Origin of the sequence: Actinocorallia libanotica, from assembly GCF_039525175.1 — a bacterium.
Classification (GTDB): Bacteria; Actinomycetota; Actinomycetes; order Streptosporangiales; family Streptosporangiaceae; genus Actinocorallia; species Actinocorallia libanotica.
This window is the reverse complement of record NZ_BAAAHH010000040.1, coordinates 1-14,692: the sequence shown is the minus strand read 5'-3', so window position 1 is coordinate 14,692 and position 14,692 is coordinate 1. Positions and strand designations below refer to the sequence as shown.

Sequence of the window (14,692 nt, the reverse complement as noted above, 5' to 3'; positions counted from 1 at the left end):
GGCGCCGATAATGAAACAGTGTTTCCTTCTAGGAAACGCATCGGACCATCCCGGAGGCTCGGGTGCAGCTTTCGATAGCGGGCGGGATCAGGGAGTTCGCGGTCTCCAGTCCCGGAGCGACGGCCGTGGTCGACGGGGAGCGGCGGCTCACCTTCGCCCAGGTGCACGAGCGGTCCAGCAGGCTGGCCGACGGGCTGCTCGCGGCGGGCCTGGCGCCCGGCGACCGGGTCGGCGTCCTGCTGGGCAACCGGCTGGAGTGGCCGGAGGCCGCCGCGGGGCTGGCCAAGGCGGGGCTGGTGATGGTGCCGCTGGGCACCCGCTCCACCGCGGCGGAGAACGCCTACGTGCTGGAGCACTCCGGGTGCGCCGCCCTCATCGCCGAGCGGGCGCTGCTGGGCGGTGTCGCCGCTCCCCCGCCGGTACTGGTGGAGGTGGACGGGGGGTACGAGGAGTTCCTCGCCGCCGCCTCCCCCGTCGACCCGAAAGTGCCGGTCGCCGAGACCGATCCGTTCACCATCGTCTACACCTCCGGCACGACCGGGCGGCCCAAGGGCGTGCTCATCAGCCACCGTTCGCGCGTGCTCACCTTCTACTGCGCGGCGCTGGAGTGGAACCTGGGCCCCGGGCGCACCAGCGTCGCGGTCGCGCCGATGTACCACGGAGCGGGTTTCGCCTTCGGCTACGCCCCGGTCTTCACCGGAGGCACCGTGGTGATGCTGCGGGCGTTCAGTCCTGAGGCGCTGCTGTCGCTGGTCGCCGAGACGCGCGCGCAGAGCGTCTTCCTGGTGCCCACGCACGCCCATCAGCTGCGCGCCTCCGGGCTGATGGACCGGTACGACGCCTCCAGCCTCGACACGTTGTTCTTCAACGCCGCCGCGCTGCCGGTCTCGCTCAAGGAATGGGTGATGTCGGCCTTCCCCGGGGCGGGCGTGCACGAGCTCTACGGCTCGACCGAAGGCGGCATCGTCACCGACTGCCGGCCCGCCGACGCGCTGCGCAAGCCGGGCTCGGTCGGCCCCCCGTGGTTCCTCACCGAGGTGAAGGTCCTCGACGACGACGGCGCGGAGGTGCCGCGCGGCGAACGCGGCGAGCTGTGCTCGCGCTCCCCCTTCCTGATGAACGGCTACCTGAAGAACCCTGAGGCCACCGCCGAGGCCCTCACCGAGGACGGCTTCTACCGCTCCGGCGACATCGCCGTGCAGGACGCCGACGGGTACCTCGCCATCGTGGACCGCAAGAAGGACATGATCATCTCGGGCGGGGTGAACGTGGCGCCCCGCGAGGTGGAAGAGGCCGTCTGCGCCTTCCCCGGCGTGGCCGAGGCCGCCGTGGTGGGGCTGCCCGACGAGCGCTGGGGCGAGCGGGTCACCGCCTTCGTCGTCCCCCTGCCCGGGGAGTCCCCCGATCCCGACGCCCTGGTGGAGCACTGCCGGGCGGTCCTGGCCGGCCCCAAGGTGCCGCGCCGGGTGGAGTTCCTGACCACCCTGCCGCGCAACGCGGCAGGCAAGATCCTCAAGCGCGAACTGCGGAAGGACTGAAGGAGACATGCGGCCACACGTCGAACTGATCCAGGAGAACGACTACGTCTGGCACGGCGCCGAACTCGTCGGCGGCGAGGGCCGCGCCAGCGAGCGCCGCCTGTCGGTGGACGAGGAGGACGGCTCCTGCTCGCTGCGCATCGACTTCCACACCCGCTGGGGGCGCGGACCCGGCGTCCATCACGCCGACACCGAGTTCTACGTCCTCGACGGCTCCATGACGTACGCGGGCACGGAGTACGGCAAGGGCGCCTACCTCTACGTTCCCAAGGGGGTGCCGGCCGAGTCCCTGGTGTTCTCCGAAGGCGCCAAGGTGCTGCACTACCGCGAGTACGGAGACGCGGGGTTCGACCCCGGCGCGACCCGCTGGGACGACGCCCGCGAAGAGGTCATCGTCATCGACACCGAAGCGATGCAGTGGGACGCCGTCCCCAACCCCGGCCCCATGCCCGGCCTCTTCATCAAGTACCTGCACGTCGATCCCGCCACCGGCTTCTACACCCGCCTCGTGCACGCCCAGGAGGGGTGGACCGACCACCGCCTGGCCCACCACCCCTGCTACGAGGAGGCCTACACCACCCAGGGCCACATGGAGTACAACTTCGGCACCCTGGACCTGGGCACCTACTTCTTCCGGCCCGCCCGCGTCAAGCACGGCCACTTCACCACCCAGGAGGGCGGCGCGACCTGGCTGCTGCGCTCCGACGGCGAGCTGATGAACTGGTACACCCAGAACGAGTGGCTGCGCTGGGGCGGCGAGGCGGTCAACTACGGCCCGAACGGGGGCCGCATGCGCTGGTCGATGTCCTCCCACGACCTCGGCCCCGCCGGACGCTCGGACCGCGACCACGAGGAGCTGGCGGCCTCCGTGGCCTTCCAGCACTCCCAGGGCGAGATGGACGCCCCGTTCGTCCCGCACGGCACGGGCACCGACAAGAGCCTCATCGCGCTCGCCAAGGCCCTGGACGCCGCCACCCTCCAGGGCGGCCACGGCCACGACCACGCGCATGACCACGACCACGCGCACGACCACGAGGCGCCCCCCGTCGACTGGGGCGCGGACCCGGCGACCCTGGAGCACTCCGACGAACGCACCGACCGGCTCAGCCACAACTGGGGCGCGGGCCGCCAGTGGAAGCAGGGCGACCCGATCCCCGCCCCCATCCTCTCCACCCTCCCCGTGCGCAGCCGCTCGACCGGCCGCTGGAGCGGCGAAGGCATGTGACGTCCACCGCCTCCTGAGACGTGAGGAAGGCCCCGGTCCGTTGAGGACCGGGGCCTTTCGGTCGTGCGGGTCAGTTGGCCCGGCGGCGGCGCGGGACCAGGAACAGGGCGGCCGCGCCGGTGAGCACCAGGGCCGAGGCGGCCAGGGCGAAGGTGGGCACGCCGTCGGGGCTGCCGGTCTGCGGCAGGCTGGTGTCGTTGTTGTTCGTCGTGGGGGTGCCGGAGTCGTTCGAGTTGTCGTTGGAGTCGTTGGAGTCGTTGTCGTCGTTGGAGCCCGTGGGGGCGCCGCCGAAGGTCAGGGGCGCCGTGGCGATGACGTCGCCCGGGTTGGTGAGGCTGGTGACGCCGATGATGCAGGCGCCGGCCTTGGTGGTGCAGTCGGTCCCTCCGATCGCCTTCACCAGCTTGATGGCGGTGCCCTTGCTGGACTTCCACGTGCCGCCGGCGTCGGCGTTGCCCGACAGGGCGCTGCTCAGCTCGCAGTCGGTGGGACCGGCGACCTTGGCCTTGCACTGGGCGACGTACACCTGGGACAGGTTGGCCTTCAGGCCGGTGAGCGAGACGACGTTGATCGTGTCGCCCACCGCCAGGCCGCTGGACTTGCTCAAGGAGAGCTTGGCCGCGGCCGCCGAGGCCGAGGCCGGCATGCAGACGAGTGCCGCCGCCGCGCCCAGCGCGGCGACCTGACGGAACTTCATGTGATCCTCCTGAGGGACTGTCGCCGGGCGGCGAGGAAGGTGATGAGGACGAGCAGCCCCGCCGTGGCGAACCACAGGGGGGCCGAGGGGCCGCCCACGCCGTCGGGGTCGGCGTCCGCCGCGGCCGGAGCCGCGGATTCGGTCGGCTCCGGTTCGAAGGCGGCGCCCTCGAAGACGAGCCGGGTGGTCACGGAATTGGCCTTCTGCACGGAGTCGGGCACCGCTCCGGGAAGCGGGCCCGCGCCCACGACGCACTGCTGGGCCAGGCAGTCGTACTCGAGGAACTTCGTGGAGACCTTCAGCGTCAGCTCGGGCAGCCTGCCCTGCCCGTCGGCGGCGACGAAGGCGGCGCCGCTGTCCTGGATATCGCAGTGCTTCAGGCCGTTGGTGTATCCCTCGATGCACAGCCCGACCGCGATTCCCTGCAGGCCCGGCTTGAACCCGGTGCCGGTGACCTTGATCTCGTCGCCTTCGGCGATGCCCTCGGTCTTGCTGATCTCCAGGGCGGGCCCGCCCTCGGCCAGGGCGGGCGCGGGCGCCGACGCGACGGCGAACGCCGAGGCGGCGGCGAGGGCAAGGAGCGTGGTTCTTCTCATGAGCGTCCTCGGTCCAGGCTCGCGGTCAGTTCTTCTTCGGTGGGGTGCGTGAGCTCCTCGGCCGGCCGGCCGCGGCGCAGCAGGAGGGTGCGGGCGTCCAGGGCGACGGCCAGGGGCACCGGAGGCTCGGCCAGGACGACCACCGCGCCGCCGCGGGCCAGCCCGTCGAGCACCGGCACCAGCTGCGGATCGCAGTCGCGGGCGTCGACCAGCACGATCCGGGGCCGCAGCAGCAGCGCCTCGGCCAGGCCCAGCAGCAGCGCGCCGGTCCCGTCGAGGTCGGCGGCGGGCTCTCCGCGGCGTTCCGCCAGCGCGGGGAAGACCTCCAGCACCGAGCGGACCCGCCAGGGCTCGCTCACCGCCAGGTCGGCCAGGCGTTCGGCGACCGTCCTGCGGTCGCCCTCCGCCGCGGCCGGGGCCGGGTGGCTCACCTTGAGTTCGGCGCGCCGCGCCCGGGTGGTCCGGGTGAGGTCGACGCCCCGCGACAGGAGCCTTCCGCCGTCGGCCCTGGTCTCGCCCGACAGCAGGCGGAGCAGGCTCTGCGACCCGGGCCCGTAGAAGGCCAGCTTCTCCCCGGCCTCGGCCCGCAGGTCGAGGCGGTCGACGTCCCGGTCGGGATCGCTCAGCCGCCACGCCACCAGCGGCGGGCCTCCGGCCTCGGCGACCGGGGTCAGGTGCACCGACCACAGGATGAGCAGCGCCATGGGGACGGTGCTGAGCGCCAGGACCGAGCCCGAACCGGCGAACATGCGCAGCAGCGGCTCGGCCCCGTAGGCGCCCAGGGCGCCCAGCAGCGCGGCGGTCTCGCTCAGCGCCGCGCCCCGCCCCGCGGCGAGCCGGTCCAGCCGGGCCAGCGCGGCCATCGCCGCGCCGAACACCACCGCGGCGCCGACGGCGATCCCGGCGGCCCACGGCGCGGTGGCCACCAGCAGCAGGCCGCCGGCCGCCGCGATCAGCAGCGACGGGACCTCGTCCGTCAGCCTGCCGAGCAGGAACGCCAGCAGGCATCCGCCGGCGACCGCGGCGAGCAGGTGGTACATCCGGTCGGCGCCGAACAGCTCGAACCGGAACAGCAGCAGCCTGGCGGCGGGCAGGATCACCGCGCCCAGCGCCCAGCCGACCGCCGCATAGGCGGGCAGCGTCCAGCGCACCTCGCGGAAGGCGCGGCGCGAGTCGGGGACGGGTCCGGAGAAGGCGCCCGTGAACACCGCGAAGACGCCCGCCACCGCCAGTCCCAGCCTCGGCTGGTCCTGCCAGACCGCGGCGACGGCCACCGCTCCGGCCGCGCCCGCGACGCCCGCGTACCCCATGCCGCGTCCGGCGCCGCCCCGGGTCATCGCCAGCAGGGTCGGGACGCACAGGCCGATCACCATGGCCAGGGTCGCGAACACCGGGACGGCCGGCAGCGCGGCCATCACCAGCAGGCTCAGGCCGGGCAGCAGGCACAGCAGGCGGCGGACCGCCGGGTGGCCCTCGCCGCGCAGCACCCACGGCGACACGCCGATGCCGACCAGCACGCCCATGGCGACCATGTAGCCGACCACCTGGCCGGGGAAGCTGAGCAGGGTGCCGAGCCCGTCGCCCAGCAGCACCAGCGAGCCCAGGGCGAGCGGCGCTACCGCCGCGGAACCGACGATGTGGACGCGTTCACCGTGACGCATCGGGCCCTCCATCGGACAGGAAGCGGTCGAGGGCCCGGGGGTCCACCAGAGGCGGCCCGTTCAGGTAGGCCACCAGCGAGGGTCTGTCGATGACCAGGGTCTCGCCGTCCTCCTGGCGGGCGCTGCCCTCCAGGTAGGTCAGCAGGGCGGTCTGGTCGAGCGGGCGCGGAGCCGCCTTCGGCGCGGCCGGGGAGAGTGCGTTCCCGGCGGCCCCGCGAGATCGTGTGCGCCTGCGGCGCAGGGCCGCCCGCACTCCGGCGAGCACCGCCAGGAGGGCGATGAGGTTCACCGCGAACAGCAGGTAGGGGTAGGTCGTGAACTTGAGCTGGAACTCCGTCTGGCCCGCGAACCTGCCGCCGACCACGAACGTCCCGTAGGAGGCGGGCGGCAGCTCCACCGGCACCCGGTAGACCGCGGTCGCGCCGGGGTCGATGGTGCCGGTCGGCGGCGCGGTCAGCGGGGAGTCGGCCGTGGCGTCCGCGCCCCAGCCGACGACCAGCGGCGCGTCCGTCACCGGGTCGGGCCCGTTGTTGCGGACGGTCAGCACCAGCGTCCGCCGGGTCCGCCAGCCGAACAGCTCGCTGACGCCGCCGCTGCCGCGCAGCTCGGCGTCGACCACGTCGATGCGGGCCGGGTTCTCCTGCTTGACGACGTCGGCGGTCTCGTGGCCCAGCACGCTGAACGGGACGTCCACCGTCATCCGCTCCGCGCCCGCGGGCGTGGTGATGTGGATGACGCAGGGGCACGGGACGGGCGGTGCGGACACGGTGAGGCCGGCGGTCACGATCCCGTCGGGTCCCACGGGCGCGGCCACCGCGTTCGGCTGGTCGCAGTCGACGGAGCCGTTGACGGCGTTGCGGCCGCAGACCGAGATCTGCACCGACACGCCGGCGGGCCAGCCGGCGCCGCGCACCTGGACGGCCGTGCCGGGCGCGCCTCCGGCGGGGGAGGCGCTCGCGCCGGGGTCGGCCGCGGCGGGCGCGGGCCACAGGAACAGGGACACCAGCACGAGGGCGGCCAGAGCGCGCGGGCTACGCGTGCCGGTCATGCTTTTCTCCGAGCGGTGAGATGGCGGCGCAGCCGCAGTGCGAGGGCGGCCGCGATGACGAGGGCGAGCAGGGCGACGAGCGTCTGCCAGGGAAGGGTCACGTAGCCGGTGCGGGCGACCGACTGCAGGCCCGCCCGCGTCTTGAGCTCGACGGTGACCTTCACCGCGTCGGCGGGCGGGGCGCCGGGCCAGGCCAGCTCGACCTCCACGTCCTCGCCGGGCAGCAGTTCGGGCATCGGCCGTTCGGGGAAGTCGCGCAGGACCCGCCCGAAGAGGCCGGTGGCGCGGATCTGCGCGGTCGGGGTGAGCCGGACGTTGCCGACGTTGGCGATCCGGTAGCGGATAACGGTGCCGACGGGGCCGCCCCAGGGCAGCTCCGGTTCGGTGTTCTCCACCCGCAGGTTCTCGACCTTGGCGCCGGGCACGAGGGGGCCTTCGAGCCGCAGGTAGATCCGGGCGCCGACGGCGCGGCGCAGGCCGAGGGTGGCTCCTCCGGTCTTCTTGACCGCCTCCACCTCTTTGGAGGCGACCACGACGCCGCCGATGTGGTCGCCGGGCGTGGCGTTCTTCGGGACGCTCACGATGAAGGGCACGTCCACGGCGCGGCCGGCGGGGACGGTGACGTCCCGGCTGCCGACCTTGGTCCACAGGCCGACGCCCTTCTGCGGCTCCTTCTCGCCGCGCAGGGCGAAGGCGCCGTCCCGCACGGTGTTGTAGCCGTCGGCCCCGTACACCTCGAACCTCATCTTCTCGCCGGTGAGGTTCCAGATCCGGACGGTGTCGCGGACGACGTCGCCGGCGCGCCCTTCGAGGGTGAAGTGCAGCCGGGGGGTGAGCGTCTTGCTGTTCGTCGCCGGGCCGACGGCCCAGGAGCCGTTTCCGGTCGTCCCGGCGGGCTTCTCCGGGGGGGCGTCCTGGCTCACGGGCGGAGAGGTGCCGTCCGCGCGGGCCGGGGAGAGCGGGGCCAGCGCGGCCAGCGCCGCGACGAGGACGGTGATCACTCTGATCATGTGGTCACCTCCTTCACGAGGGGGGGTGCCCCGCCGGGCGGGCGCGTTCGCCCGGCGGGGGGTATCGGGGCGGGGGATTCAGGAGAGAGTGAGGGTCAGGACCGCGTCGTACTCCCCGGAGGCGGTGGCCGCGGGGACGTTCAGGGACAGGGCGGCGCCGGCGTCGTAGGTGCCGCCGACGGGACCCGCGGTGCTGTCCGCGGTGGAGCACAGCAGCACGCCCGCCTCGCCCAGCGGCCCGGGGGTGCCGGTGACGACGGGTGTCGCGCCGGCCCGCGCGGCGCACTGCGGGGTCCAGGTGAGGTTGCCCGCGGCGATGGACGCGCCGGCCGGGCCCTTGAAATCGCTGAGGGTGCCGATGAGCGACCAGCCGACGGACGAGCCCCGCGCGTCGCTGACCGTCACCTTCCGGAGCGTCCCGGTGGTGGTCTGGGCGGTGCCGTTCAGGGTGACGGGGTCCAGGACGACCTCGCCGGGGTCCTGGGCCAGGGTGAGGGGCCCGCCGGTGACGGTCACCGTGACGTCCTGCTGCCCGCACTGCTCGGGTTCCTTGCCGGCGCAGGGGTCGGTTTCGGTCTCGCCGCCGGGGGCCTCGACGCGGATCGCCACGAGCTTGGCGGTGTCGCCCTGGCTCGCCTTGATCTTGTAGGTGCCGGTGGCCGTGCCCTCCTTCACCTTGGCTCCGCCGGTGAGCTTCCCGTCCGCCACCGAGGTGGTGACGTCGGTGAGCCCCCCGGCGTCGCAGGCGGTGCCGTCCTCCCGGCACAGCGCCAGCTTCACCTCCCCGCTCCCCCAGCCGGAGCCTGACAGCTTGATCCCGGCGCCGGGAGCGACGGTGGCGGGGTCGGCCAGCAGGGTGGCCGGCGAGCTCTCCCCGCGCACCTTCAGCGACAGCAGCTTGGGCGTCCTGCCCTTGGGCCTGCAGGTGATCGGCACCGAGATGCCGAACGAGGTGCCCGTGAGGGTGAGCGTGCCGAGGGTGAAGTCCACGGTGCCTCCGGCCGTCAGCGGGACCCGGGCGGTGAGCTCGCCGATCGGCAGCGGCTTCTTCTTCTCCACGGGGCCCTTTCGCCGGGGGCCCGTGAGGTCGTATGTTCCCGATTGCGCGCCGGAGGCGAGGAGCTTCGCCGTCGTCCGCCAGGAGTCGATCTTGAGCGGTGCGACACCGGGCAGATCGGAGAGGTCCGCTTCGATCCGGACGGTGTCCCCGACGCCGGCGGGCGAGGGGGGACCGCTCACCTCGACCTCGGCGGTGTAGGTGAAGCTGCTGGCGAACATCTGGCAGTCGTAGGTCACGGTGCCCGTTCCCGCCCGCGCCGGCCCCCCCGCGACCGCCGTGGCGGCCACGGCGGTGGCCCCGGCCACCAGGCCCCGGAGGGCGGCCTGTCTCTTCATCACGGGATGAATCTCCGTCTGTTCCGCTGGTGGAAACAAAGTTTCACAACTGCGGTTCAGCGAACCGCCCCGGAAGCGCCCCTGTCAAGACCGTCCGGGGACGTGAAACGCAAACGTTTCCTTCACCGGACTTTTGTTTCCCTTTCGTGCAAAACTCGGGATACCGTCCCTGGGCATGCGCACCGTGGTACGCCTCCTCGCGGAACTCCTCATCACCGCGGGCCTGGTCATCGCCCTCTTCGTCGCCCATCTGACCTGGGGCACCGACGACTACGCCCGCCGCGCCCAAGCCGGCCTCAACGACGAGCTGGACGCGCTCTGGCGCAAGCAGACCACGGTCTCGGCGGCCGTCCGGCCGGGCGGCCCCCGGATGGTGCCCCAGACCGCCGCCCGCCCCGAGCGGGGCAGGGCCTTCGCGGTCATCCGCATCCCCCGCTTCGGCTCCGCCTGGCGGTACGCCACGGTCGAGGGGGTGAGCACCGCCGACCTCGCCAAGGGCCCCGGCCACTACCCCGGCACCGCGATGCCCGGCCAGGTCGGCAACACCGTCTTCAGCGGGCACCGCACCACCTACGGCGGCCCGTTCAACCGGGTGGGCGAGCTGGTGGCCGGCGACCAGATCCTCGTCGACACCGCCACGGCCACCCACGTCTACCGGGTGACCGGGCACAAGGTGGTGCTGCCCACGGACGTCTCGGTCGTGGCCCCGGTGCCCGGCAAGCCCGGCGCCAGGCCGGAGAAGGCGCGGCTGACGCTCACCACCTGCCACCCGAAGTTCTCCGCCGCCTACCGGCTCATCGTCTTCGCCGAACTGGCGCGCAGCGAACCGCGCGCGTCCGCCTGACCGGCGCCCCCGCCAGGGAGAACTTCGATCATGCTCCGCCGACTACCGCTCACTGTTCCTCACAGTGTAACGTCGTTTCCCTAAACCGAAACGGGCTCCGCGCGAGAAAGGCATGATCGACCTTGCTCTGGAACGACCTGGCCGGGGCGACGGTCCTCGACCTCGCCCAGCCCATGCGGACCGGCATGCCGCAGTCGCCCAACCACCCGCCGTTCCGGATGCTGCTGGAGCGGCGCCACGGCGACATGGTGCGCGCCGACGGGGGCTCCGCCGCCAACGAGATCATCATCACCGGCGGCCACGTCGGCACCCACGTCGACGCCCTGGCGCACGTCTCCCACGAGGGGCTGCTGCACGGCGGGAGCCCCGCGGTCTCCGACCACCGCGGCTTCGCCGAGATGGGCATCGACGACTTCCCCCCCTACGTCGGGCGGGGCGTACTGCTGGACGTCGCCAAGGTGCACGGCGTGCCGGTGCTGCCCGCCGGATACGAGGTGACCGTCGCCGACCTGGAGAAGGCCGCCGACGGGCTCGACGTCCGCCCCGGCGATGTGGTGCTCATCGGCACCGGCTGGTCGCGGCACTGGGCGGACGGCGAGCGCTTCATCGGCGCCCGGGACGGCGTGCCGGGACCCGGCGCGGCCGCGGGCGAGTGGCTGGCCGGGCTGGGCGTGCGCGCCGCGGGCGGCGAGACGATCGCCTTCGAGCACCTGGCCCCGGGCAAGGGCCACGCGCTGCTGCCCGTCCACCGCATCCTGCTGGTCGAGGCCGGCATCAACATCATCGAGACGATGCGGCTGCTGCCGCTGCTGGAGTCCGGCGTGCGGGAGTTCCTGCTGGTGCTCAACCCGCTGCCGGTCGTCGGCGCCACCGGCTCCCCCGTCCGCCCGCTCGCCGTCATCCCGGCGGTGGCCGGTGAGTGAGCCCACCCAGGTGCAGGCCCTGGCGGAGTTCGCCGTCCGCTGCCGCGACGAGGGGATCCCCGCCGAGGTCTCCCGCGACGTCTCCGAGCGGATCCTGGACGTCGTCGGCAACTGCCTGGCCGGGCGGGCCGAGGAGACCTCCGCGACCGACCCGGGCAACGCGGTGCTGACCACCGTGCGCGGCTGGGGCGAGGGCGGCGCGGCCGAGGTGCTGGGGACCGGAACGGTCCTGCCCGCCCCGAACGCCGCGCTCGTCAACGGCACCTACGCGCACGCGCTGGACTTCGACGACACCCACCTGCCGTCGGTGCTGCACCCCAGCGCCTCGGTGGTGCCGGCGGCGCTGGCCGTCGCGCAGGAACGCGGCTCCTCCGGGGCCGACCTGCTGGCCGCCGTCGCGGCGGGCGTGGAGATCTGCAACCGGCTCGGCATGGCCTCCTACGACCGGGAGCTGCGCAACTCGGTCTTCTTCGAGAAGGGCCAGCACGCCACCTCCATCTGCGGCACGCTCGGCGCGGCCGCCGCCGCCGCCCTGCTGCACGGCCTGGACGCCCAGGGCGTCGCCTCGGCCGTCGGCATCGCCGCCAGCATGGGCTCGGGCGTCCTGGAGGCCAACCGCACCGGCGGCACCGTCAAGCGCATCCACTGCGGCTGGGCCGCGCACGGAGGCGTGGCCGCCGCCGGGTTCGCCGCCGCCGGCGTGACCGGGCCGCCGACCGTGCTGGAGGGCAGGTTCGGCTTCTTCCAGGCGTGGCTCGACGGCACCTACGACTCCTCCGCGCTGCTGGAAGGGCTCGGCGAGCGCTGGGAGACCGTCCGCACGGTCTACAAGCCCTACCCCACCAACCACTTCACCCATCCGGCCATCGACTGCGCGCTGGCGCTGCGCGAGCGCGGCCTCGACCCCGCCGACATCACCGCGATCGAGGCGGGCTTCCCCGCGCCGACGCTGCGCACCGTCGGCGAGCCGCCGGAGGAGAAGGCACGGCCGCGCTCGGCCTACCACGCCAAGTTCTCCGGGCCGTTCACCATCGCCACGGCGCTGCTGGGCGGCGGCGGCCTCGGCGTCTACCTGGACGACTTCGCCGACGGCGCCCACGAGGACCCCGAGCGGCTCGCCCTCGCCGCGAAGGTCACGTGCTTCGCCGACGAGAAGGCCGGTGACATCTTCCCCAACGCGTTCGCCGCGGTGCTGCGGGTGACCACCCGCGGCGGCTCCGTCCTGGAGCACCGGGTGGACTCCTCACGCGGCGGACCCGGGCATCCCCTGCCCGCCGCCGACCTGCGCGCCAAGTTCCTCCTCAACGCCGCCCGCGCGGTGCCCCAGGACCGGGCGGAGGCCCTGGCGCGGGCCGTCACGGCCCTGGCGGACACACCGCGGGTGGGTCCCCTCACGACGGGAGAGTGACCGGTGGGAGCCCATCCCTACGGCTGGTGGATCGTCCTCCACCTCGTGCTGTTCGTCTTCTGGCTCGGCGGCGACCTCGGGGTCTACTACTCCAGCCGGTTCGTCATCCGCCCGGACCTCACACCCGCCGCGCGCGGTACCGCGCTGAGCATCATGAACGGCCTGGACCTCGGTCCGAAGATCTGCCTGGTGCTGTTCCTGCCCAGCGGGGTCACGCTGATGGCGATGGACCCGCACGGCGCGACCCTGGCCGGGCACGAGGTCTTCGGCTGGCCGCTGGTCGTGCTGACGTGGGTGTTCGCGGCCGGCTGGCTGGCCTCCGCCATCGCCGACCACCGCACGCACGGGAAGTACCCCTGGGTGCGGCGCGCCGACTGGACGATCCGGATCGGGCTCATCGCCGCGCTGTTCGGCTCGGCCGCCTACACCTTCGCCGCGGCGGAGCCGTTCGGCGTCACCACCAACCCCAGGTGGCTCGCCGGGAAGATCTTCCTCTACGGCCTGGCGATCGCCTGCGGCCTGGGCATCCGGATCAAGCTGAAGCCCTTCGGGGCGGCCTGGGGCGCGCTGATGACGCGGGGCGGCGACCCGGGGACCGAGAGCGCCGTCAAGCGCTCGATCGACGGCTGCGTCCCCTACGTGCTGGGCATCTGGATCAGCGTGCTCGCCGCCGCGGTGCTGGGCGTGCTCAAGCCCGGCGCGAACCTGTAGGGCTCACCCGGGATGGCCGAGCTGGGCGGAGACGCGCGCCGCCGCGGCGAGCAGGAGCGGGGCGTACTCCTTGATGTGCGGTTTGAACCGGCCCAGCGGGCCCGAGACGCTCAGCACGGCCAGCACCCGGCCGTCGTGGTCGAAGACCGGCGCCGCGATGGAGGCCGCCCCCTCCTGGCGCTCGCCGAGCGAGGTGGCGTACCCGCGCTTGCGGATCGCCACCAGTTCGGCGCGCAGGGCGTCCTCCTCCACGAGGGTCTTGTCGGTGAGGGCGGTCAGCGGGTGGCGGGCCAGGTAGCCGTCGACCTCGGCCTCGTCGAGGAAGGCGAGGAAGGCCTTGGAGGAGCTGCCCGCGTGCAGCGGGTAGGGGATGCCGAGGCTGACCTCCATCCGCAGCTCCTGGTTGGGCACCGCCTGGTCGACGTACATGCGGGTGTCGCCGCGGCGCACCGACAGCGTGGCGGTCTCCCCCGTCTGGCGCGACAGCAGCCGCAGCTCCGGCCCGACCATGGCGCGCAGGTCCATCCGCGCCATGTAGGCGCGGCCCAGCGAGATCGCCGCGTGCCCCAGGGAGTAGCGGCGGGTCACCGGGTCGACGGTGATGAGCTCCTTGCTGCGCAGGGCGGTGAGGATGCGGTGCACGGCGGCCTTGGTCAGCCCCAGCTCGGTGGCGATCTCCGTCACCCCGAGGTCGGGGCGCGCGCTGCGCCCGAACAGCAGCAGCACGTCCATGGCCCGCTCCACCGCGGCGATCGATCTGCTCTGACCCTCGCTGGCCTCATCGCCCCGGGTCGACGCTGTCCTCGGCAAGTTCCCGCCCTTCAGAAGAGGTCCGATGCCGAAAGTCTAGAGCACGATGTTCCACTACGGGAAACAGGCGGGGAAACGCATTGACACCCCATCCACCACGTTGTTACCTTCTGCGGGACAGTGTTTCCACAAGCGAAACGAGGCGACTCCGATGACGGTCGACGCCGAGACCTTCAGATCCGTGCTCGGGCAGTGGCCCACCGGGGTCGTCCTGGTCACCACCGCCGCCGACGGCGACTGGCACGGCATGACCGCCAGCTCGTTCTCCAGCGTCAGCCTCACGCCGCCGCTGGTGCTGGTCTGCCTGGACACCCGGCTGGCCAGCCACCGGCTGATCTCCGACAGCGGCGCCTTCGGGATCAGCATCCTCGCCAAGGACCAGGCCGAGCTGGGCCGGCGCTTCGCCGGCCGGCTGCCGCCCGCCGAGCGGTTCGCCGGGCAGGAGTGGCTGACGCCCGGCACGGGCTCGCCCGTGCTGGCCAACGCGCTCGGCTGGCTGGACTGCCGGGTCGTGCACGCCTATCCGGGCGGCGACCACACGATCTTCGTCGGCGAGGTGCTCGCGGCCGACACCCCGCGCGCCACCGGCCCGCTGCTCTTCCACTCCCGCACCTGGGGGCAGCTCGCCGATCCGCTGCCCGACCGGGTGTTCCTGGCCGACACCGGCCTCGCCGCCGCGCTGCGGCGCCGCGGCCTGGCCGACGAGCCGCTGCTGGCGGCCGTGCGCGGCGCCGGGGTGCGCACCCGGGTGCGCGAGAACGCGGCCGGCGCGGACCGCTCCGTGCTGCTGGACTCCCCCGCCGGGCCCGCGCCGGGGCCCGGCGGG

Annotated in this window: 14 protein-coding genes; 7 read left to right on the top strand and 7 right to left on the bottom strand. The window is 73.4% G+C overall.

Features of this window, described 5'->3' with window-relative positions; all coding sequences use genetic code 11:
* Positions 1 to 62 precede the first annotated feature (62 nt).
* Together ABD140_RS33300 and ABD140_RS33295 are read left to right on the top strand one after the other, a co-directional pair.
* Positions 63 to 1,538: a class I adenylate-forming enzyme family protein gene (locus ABD140_RS33300; protein WP_344245711.1), complete on the top strand. Its 1,476-nt coding sequence runs from the start codon at positions 63 to 65 to the stop codon at positions 1,536 to 1,538.
* Between the two features lie 7 nt (positions 1,539 to 1,545).
* Positions 1,546 to 2,763: a DUF4437 domain-containing protein gene (locus tag ABD140_RS33295; RefSeq protein WP_344245709.1), complete on the top strand. Its 1,218-nt coding sequence runs from the start codon at positions 1,546 to 1,548 to the stop codon at positions 2,761 to 2,763.
* A 70-nt stretch (positions 2,764 to 2,833) separates the two neighbouring features.
* Here ABD140_RS33295 and ABD140_RS33290 read toward each other — a convergent pair whose 3' ends face one another.
* From ABD140_RS33290 to ABD140_RS33265, 6 genes are all read right to left on the bottom strand, one after another.
* Positions 2,834 to 3,460 (bottom strand): neocarzinostatin apoprotein domain-containing protein, encoded by a 627-nt coding sequence (locus ABD140_RS33290; protein WP_344245707.1) that lies wholly within the window; start codon positions 3,458 to 3,460, stop codon positions 2,834 to 2,836.
* A complete protein-coding gene (locus ABD140_RS33285; RefSeq protein ID WP_344245705.1) occupies positions 3,457 to 4,056 on the bottom strand; it encodes a neocarzinostatin apoprotein domain-containing protein in 600 nt (199 codons plus the stop codon). Before ABD140_RS33285 ends, ABD140_RS33290 begins: the two co-directional genes overlap by 4 nt.
* Entirely contained in the window at positions 4,053 to 5,717 is a 1,665-nt protein-coding gene (locus ABD140_RS33280; protein WP_344245703.1) for a hypothetical protein, read from the bottom strand. The genes ABD140_RS33285 and ABD140_RS33280 overlap by 4 nt, the downstream gene beginning before the upstream one ends.
* The gene (locus ABD140_RS33275; RefSeq protein WP_344245701.1) at positions 5,704 to 6,765 is read right to left on the bottom strand and encodes a hypothetical protein; all 1,062 of its coding nucleotides are present in this window, start codon (positions 6,763 to 6,765) and stop codon (positions 5,704 to 5,706) included. Before ABD140_RS33275 ends, ABD140_RS33280 begins: the two co-directional genes overlap by 14 nt.
* Entirely contained in the window at positions 6,762 to 7,775 is a 1,014-nt protein-coding gene (locus ABD140_RS33270) for a hypothetical protein (protein ID WP_344245699.1), read from the bottom strand. Before ABD140_RS33270 ends, ABD140_RS33275 begins: the two co-directional genes overlap by 4 nt.
* A 78-nt stretch (positions 7,776 to 7,853) precedes the next feature.
* On the bottom strand, positions 7,854 to 9,173 hold the full coding sequence (locus ABD140_RS33265) for a WxL domain-containing protein (protein WP_344245697.1): 1,320 nt from the start codon (positions 9,171 to 9,173) through the stop codon (positions 7,854 to 7,856).
* A gap of 172 nt (positions 9,174 to 9,345) precedes the next feature.
* Here ABD140_RS33265 and ABD140_RS33260 point away from each other — a divergent pair, with 172 nt between their 5' ends.
* The 4 genes from ABD140_RS33260 (at position 9,346) to ABD140_RS33245 (ending at position 13,056) form a co-directional block, all read left to right on the top strand.
* Positions 9,346 to 10,014: a class E sortase gene (locus tag ABD140_RS33260; protein WP_344245695.1), complete on the top strand. Its 669-nt coding sequence runs from the start codon at positions 9,346 to 9,348 to the stop codon at positions 10,012 to 10,014.
* A gap of 122 nt (positions 10,015 to 10,136) precedes the next feature.
* Positions 10,137 to 10,937: a cyclase family protein gene (locus ABD140_RS33255; RefSeq protein ID WP_344245693.1), complete on the top strand. Its 801-nt coding sequence runs from the start codon at positions 10,137 to 10,139 to the stop codon at positions 10,935 to 10,937.
* Entirely contained in the window at positions 10,930 to 12,345 is a 1,416-nt protein-coding gene (locus tag ABD140_RS33250; protein WP_344245691.1) for an MmgE/PrpD family protein, read from the top strand. The genes ABD140_RS33255 and ABD140_RS33250 overlap by 8 nt, the downstream gene beginning before the upstream one ends.
* Positions 12,346 to 12,348: 3 nt before the next feature.
* Positions 12,349 to 13,056, top strand: a complete 708-nt coding sequence (locus ABD140_RS33245) for a hypothetical protein (RefSeq protein ID WP_344245689.1) — start codon at positions 12,349 to 12,351, stop codon at positions 13,054 to 13,056.
* A gap of 3 nt (positions 13,057 to 13,059) precedes the next feature.
* On the opposite strand, the gene ABD140_RS33240 is transcribed toward ABD140_RS33245, so the two are convergent.
* Entirely contained in the window at positions 13,060 to 13,866 is an 807-nt protein-coding gene (locus tag ABD140_RS33240; protein WP_344245687.1) for an IclR family transcriptional regulator, read from the bottom strand.
* A gap of 151 nt (positions 13,867 to 14,017) precedes the next feature.
* Between ABD140_RS33240 and ABD140_RS33235 the strand changes: the two genes are divergently transcribed.
* Positions 14,018 to 14,692 (top strand): flavin reductase family protein (locus ABD140_RS33235; RefSeq protein ID WP_344245685.1); only part of this gene is annotated, 675 nt, incomplete at its 3' end.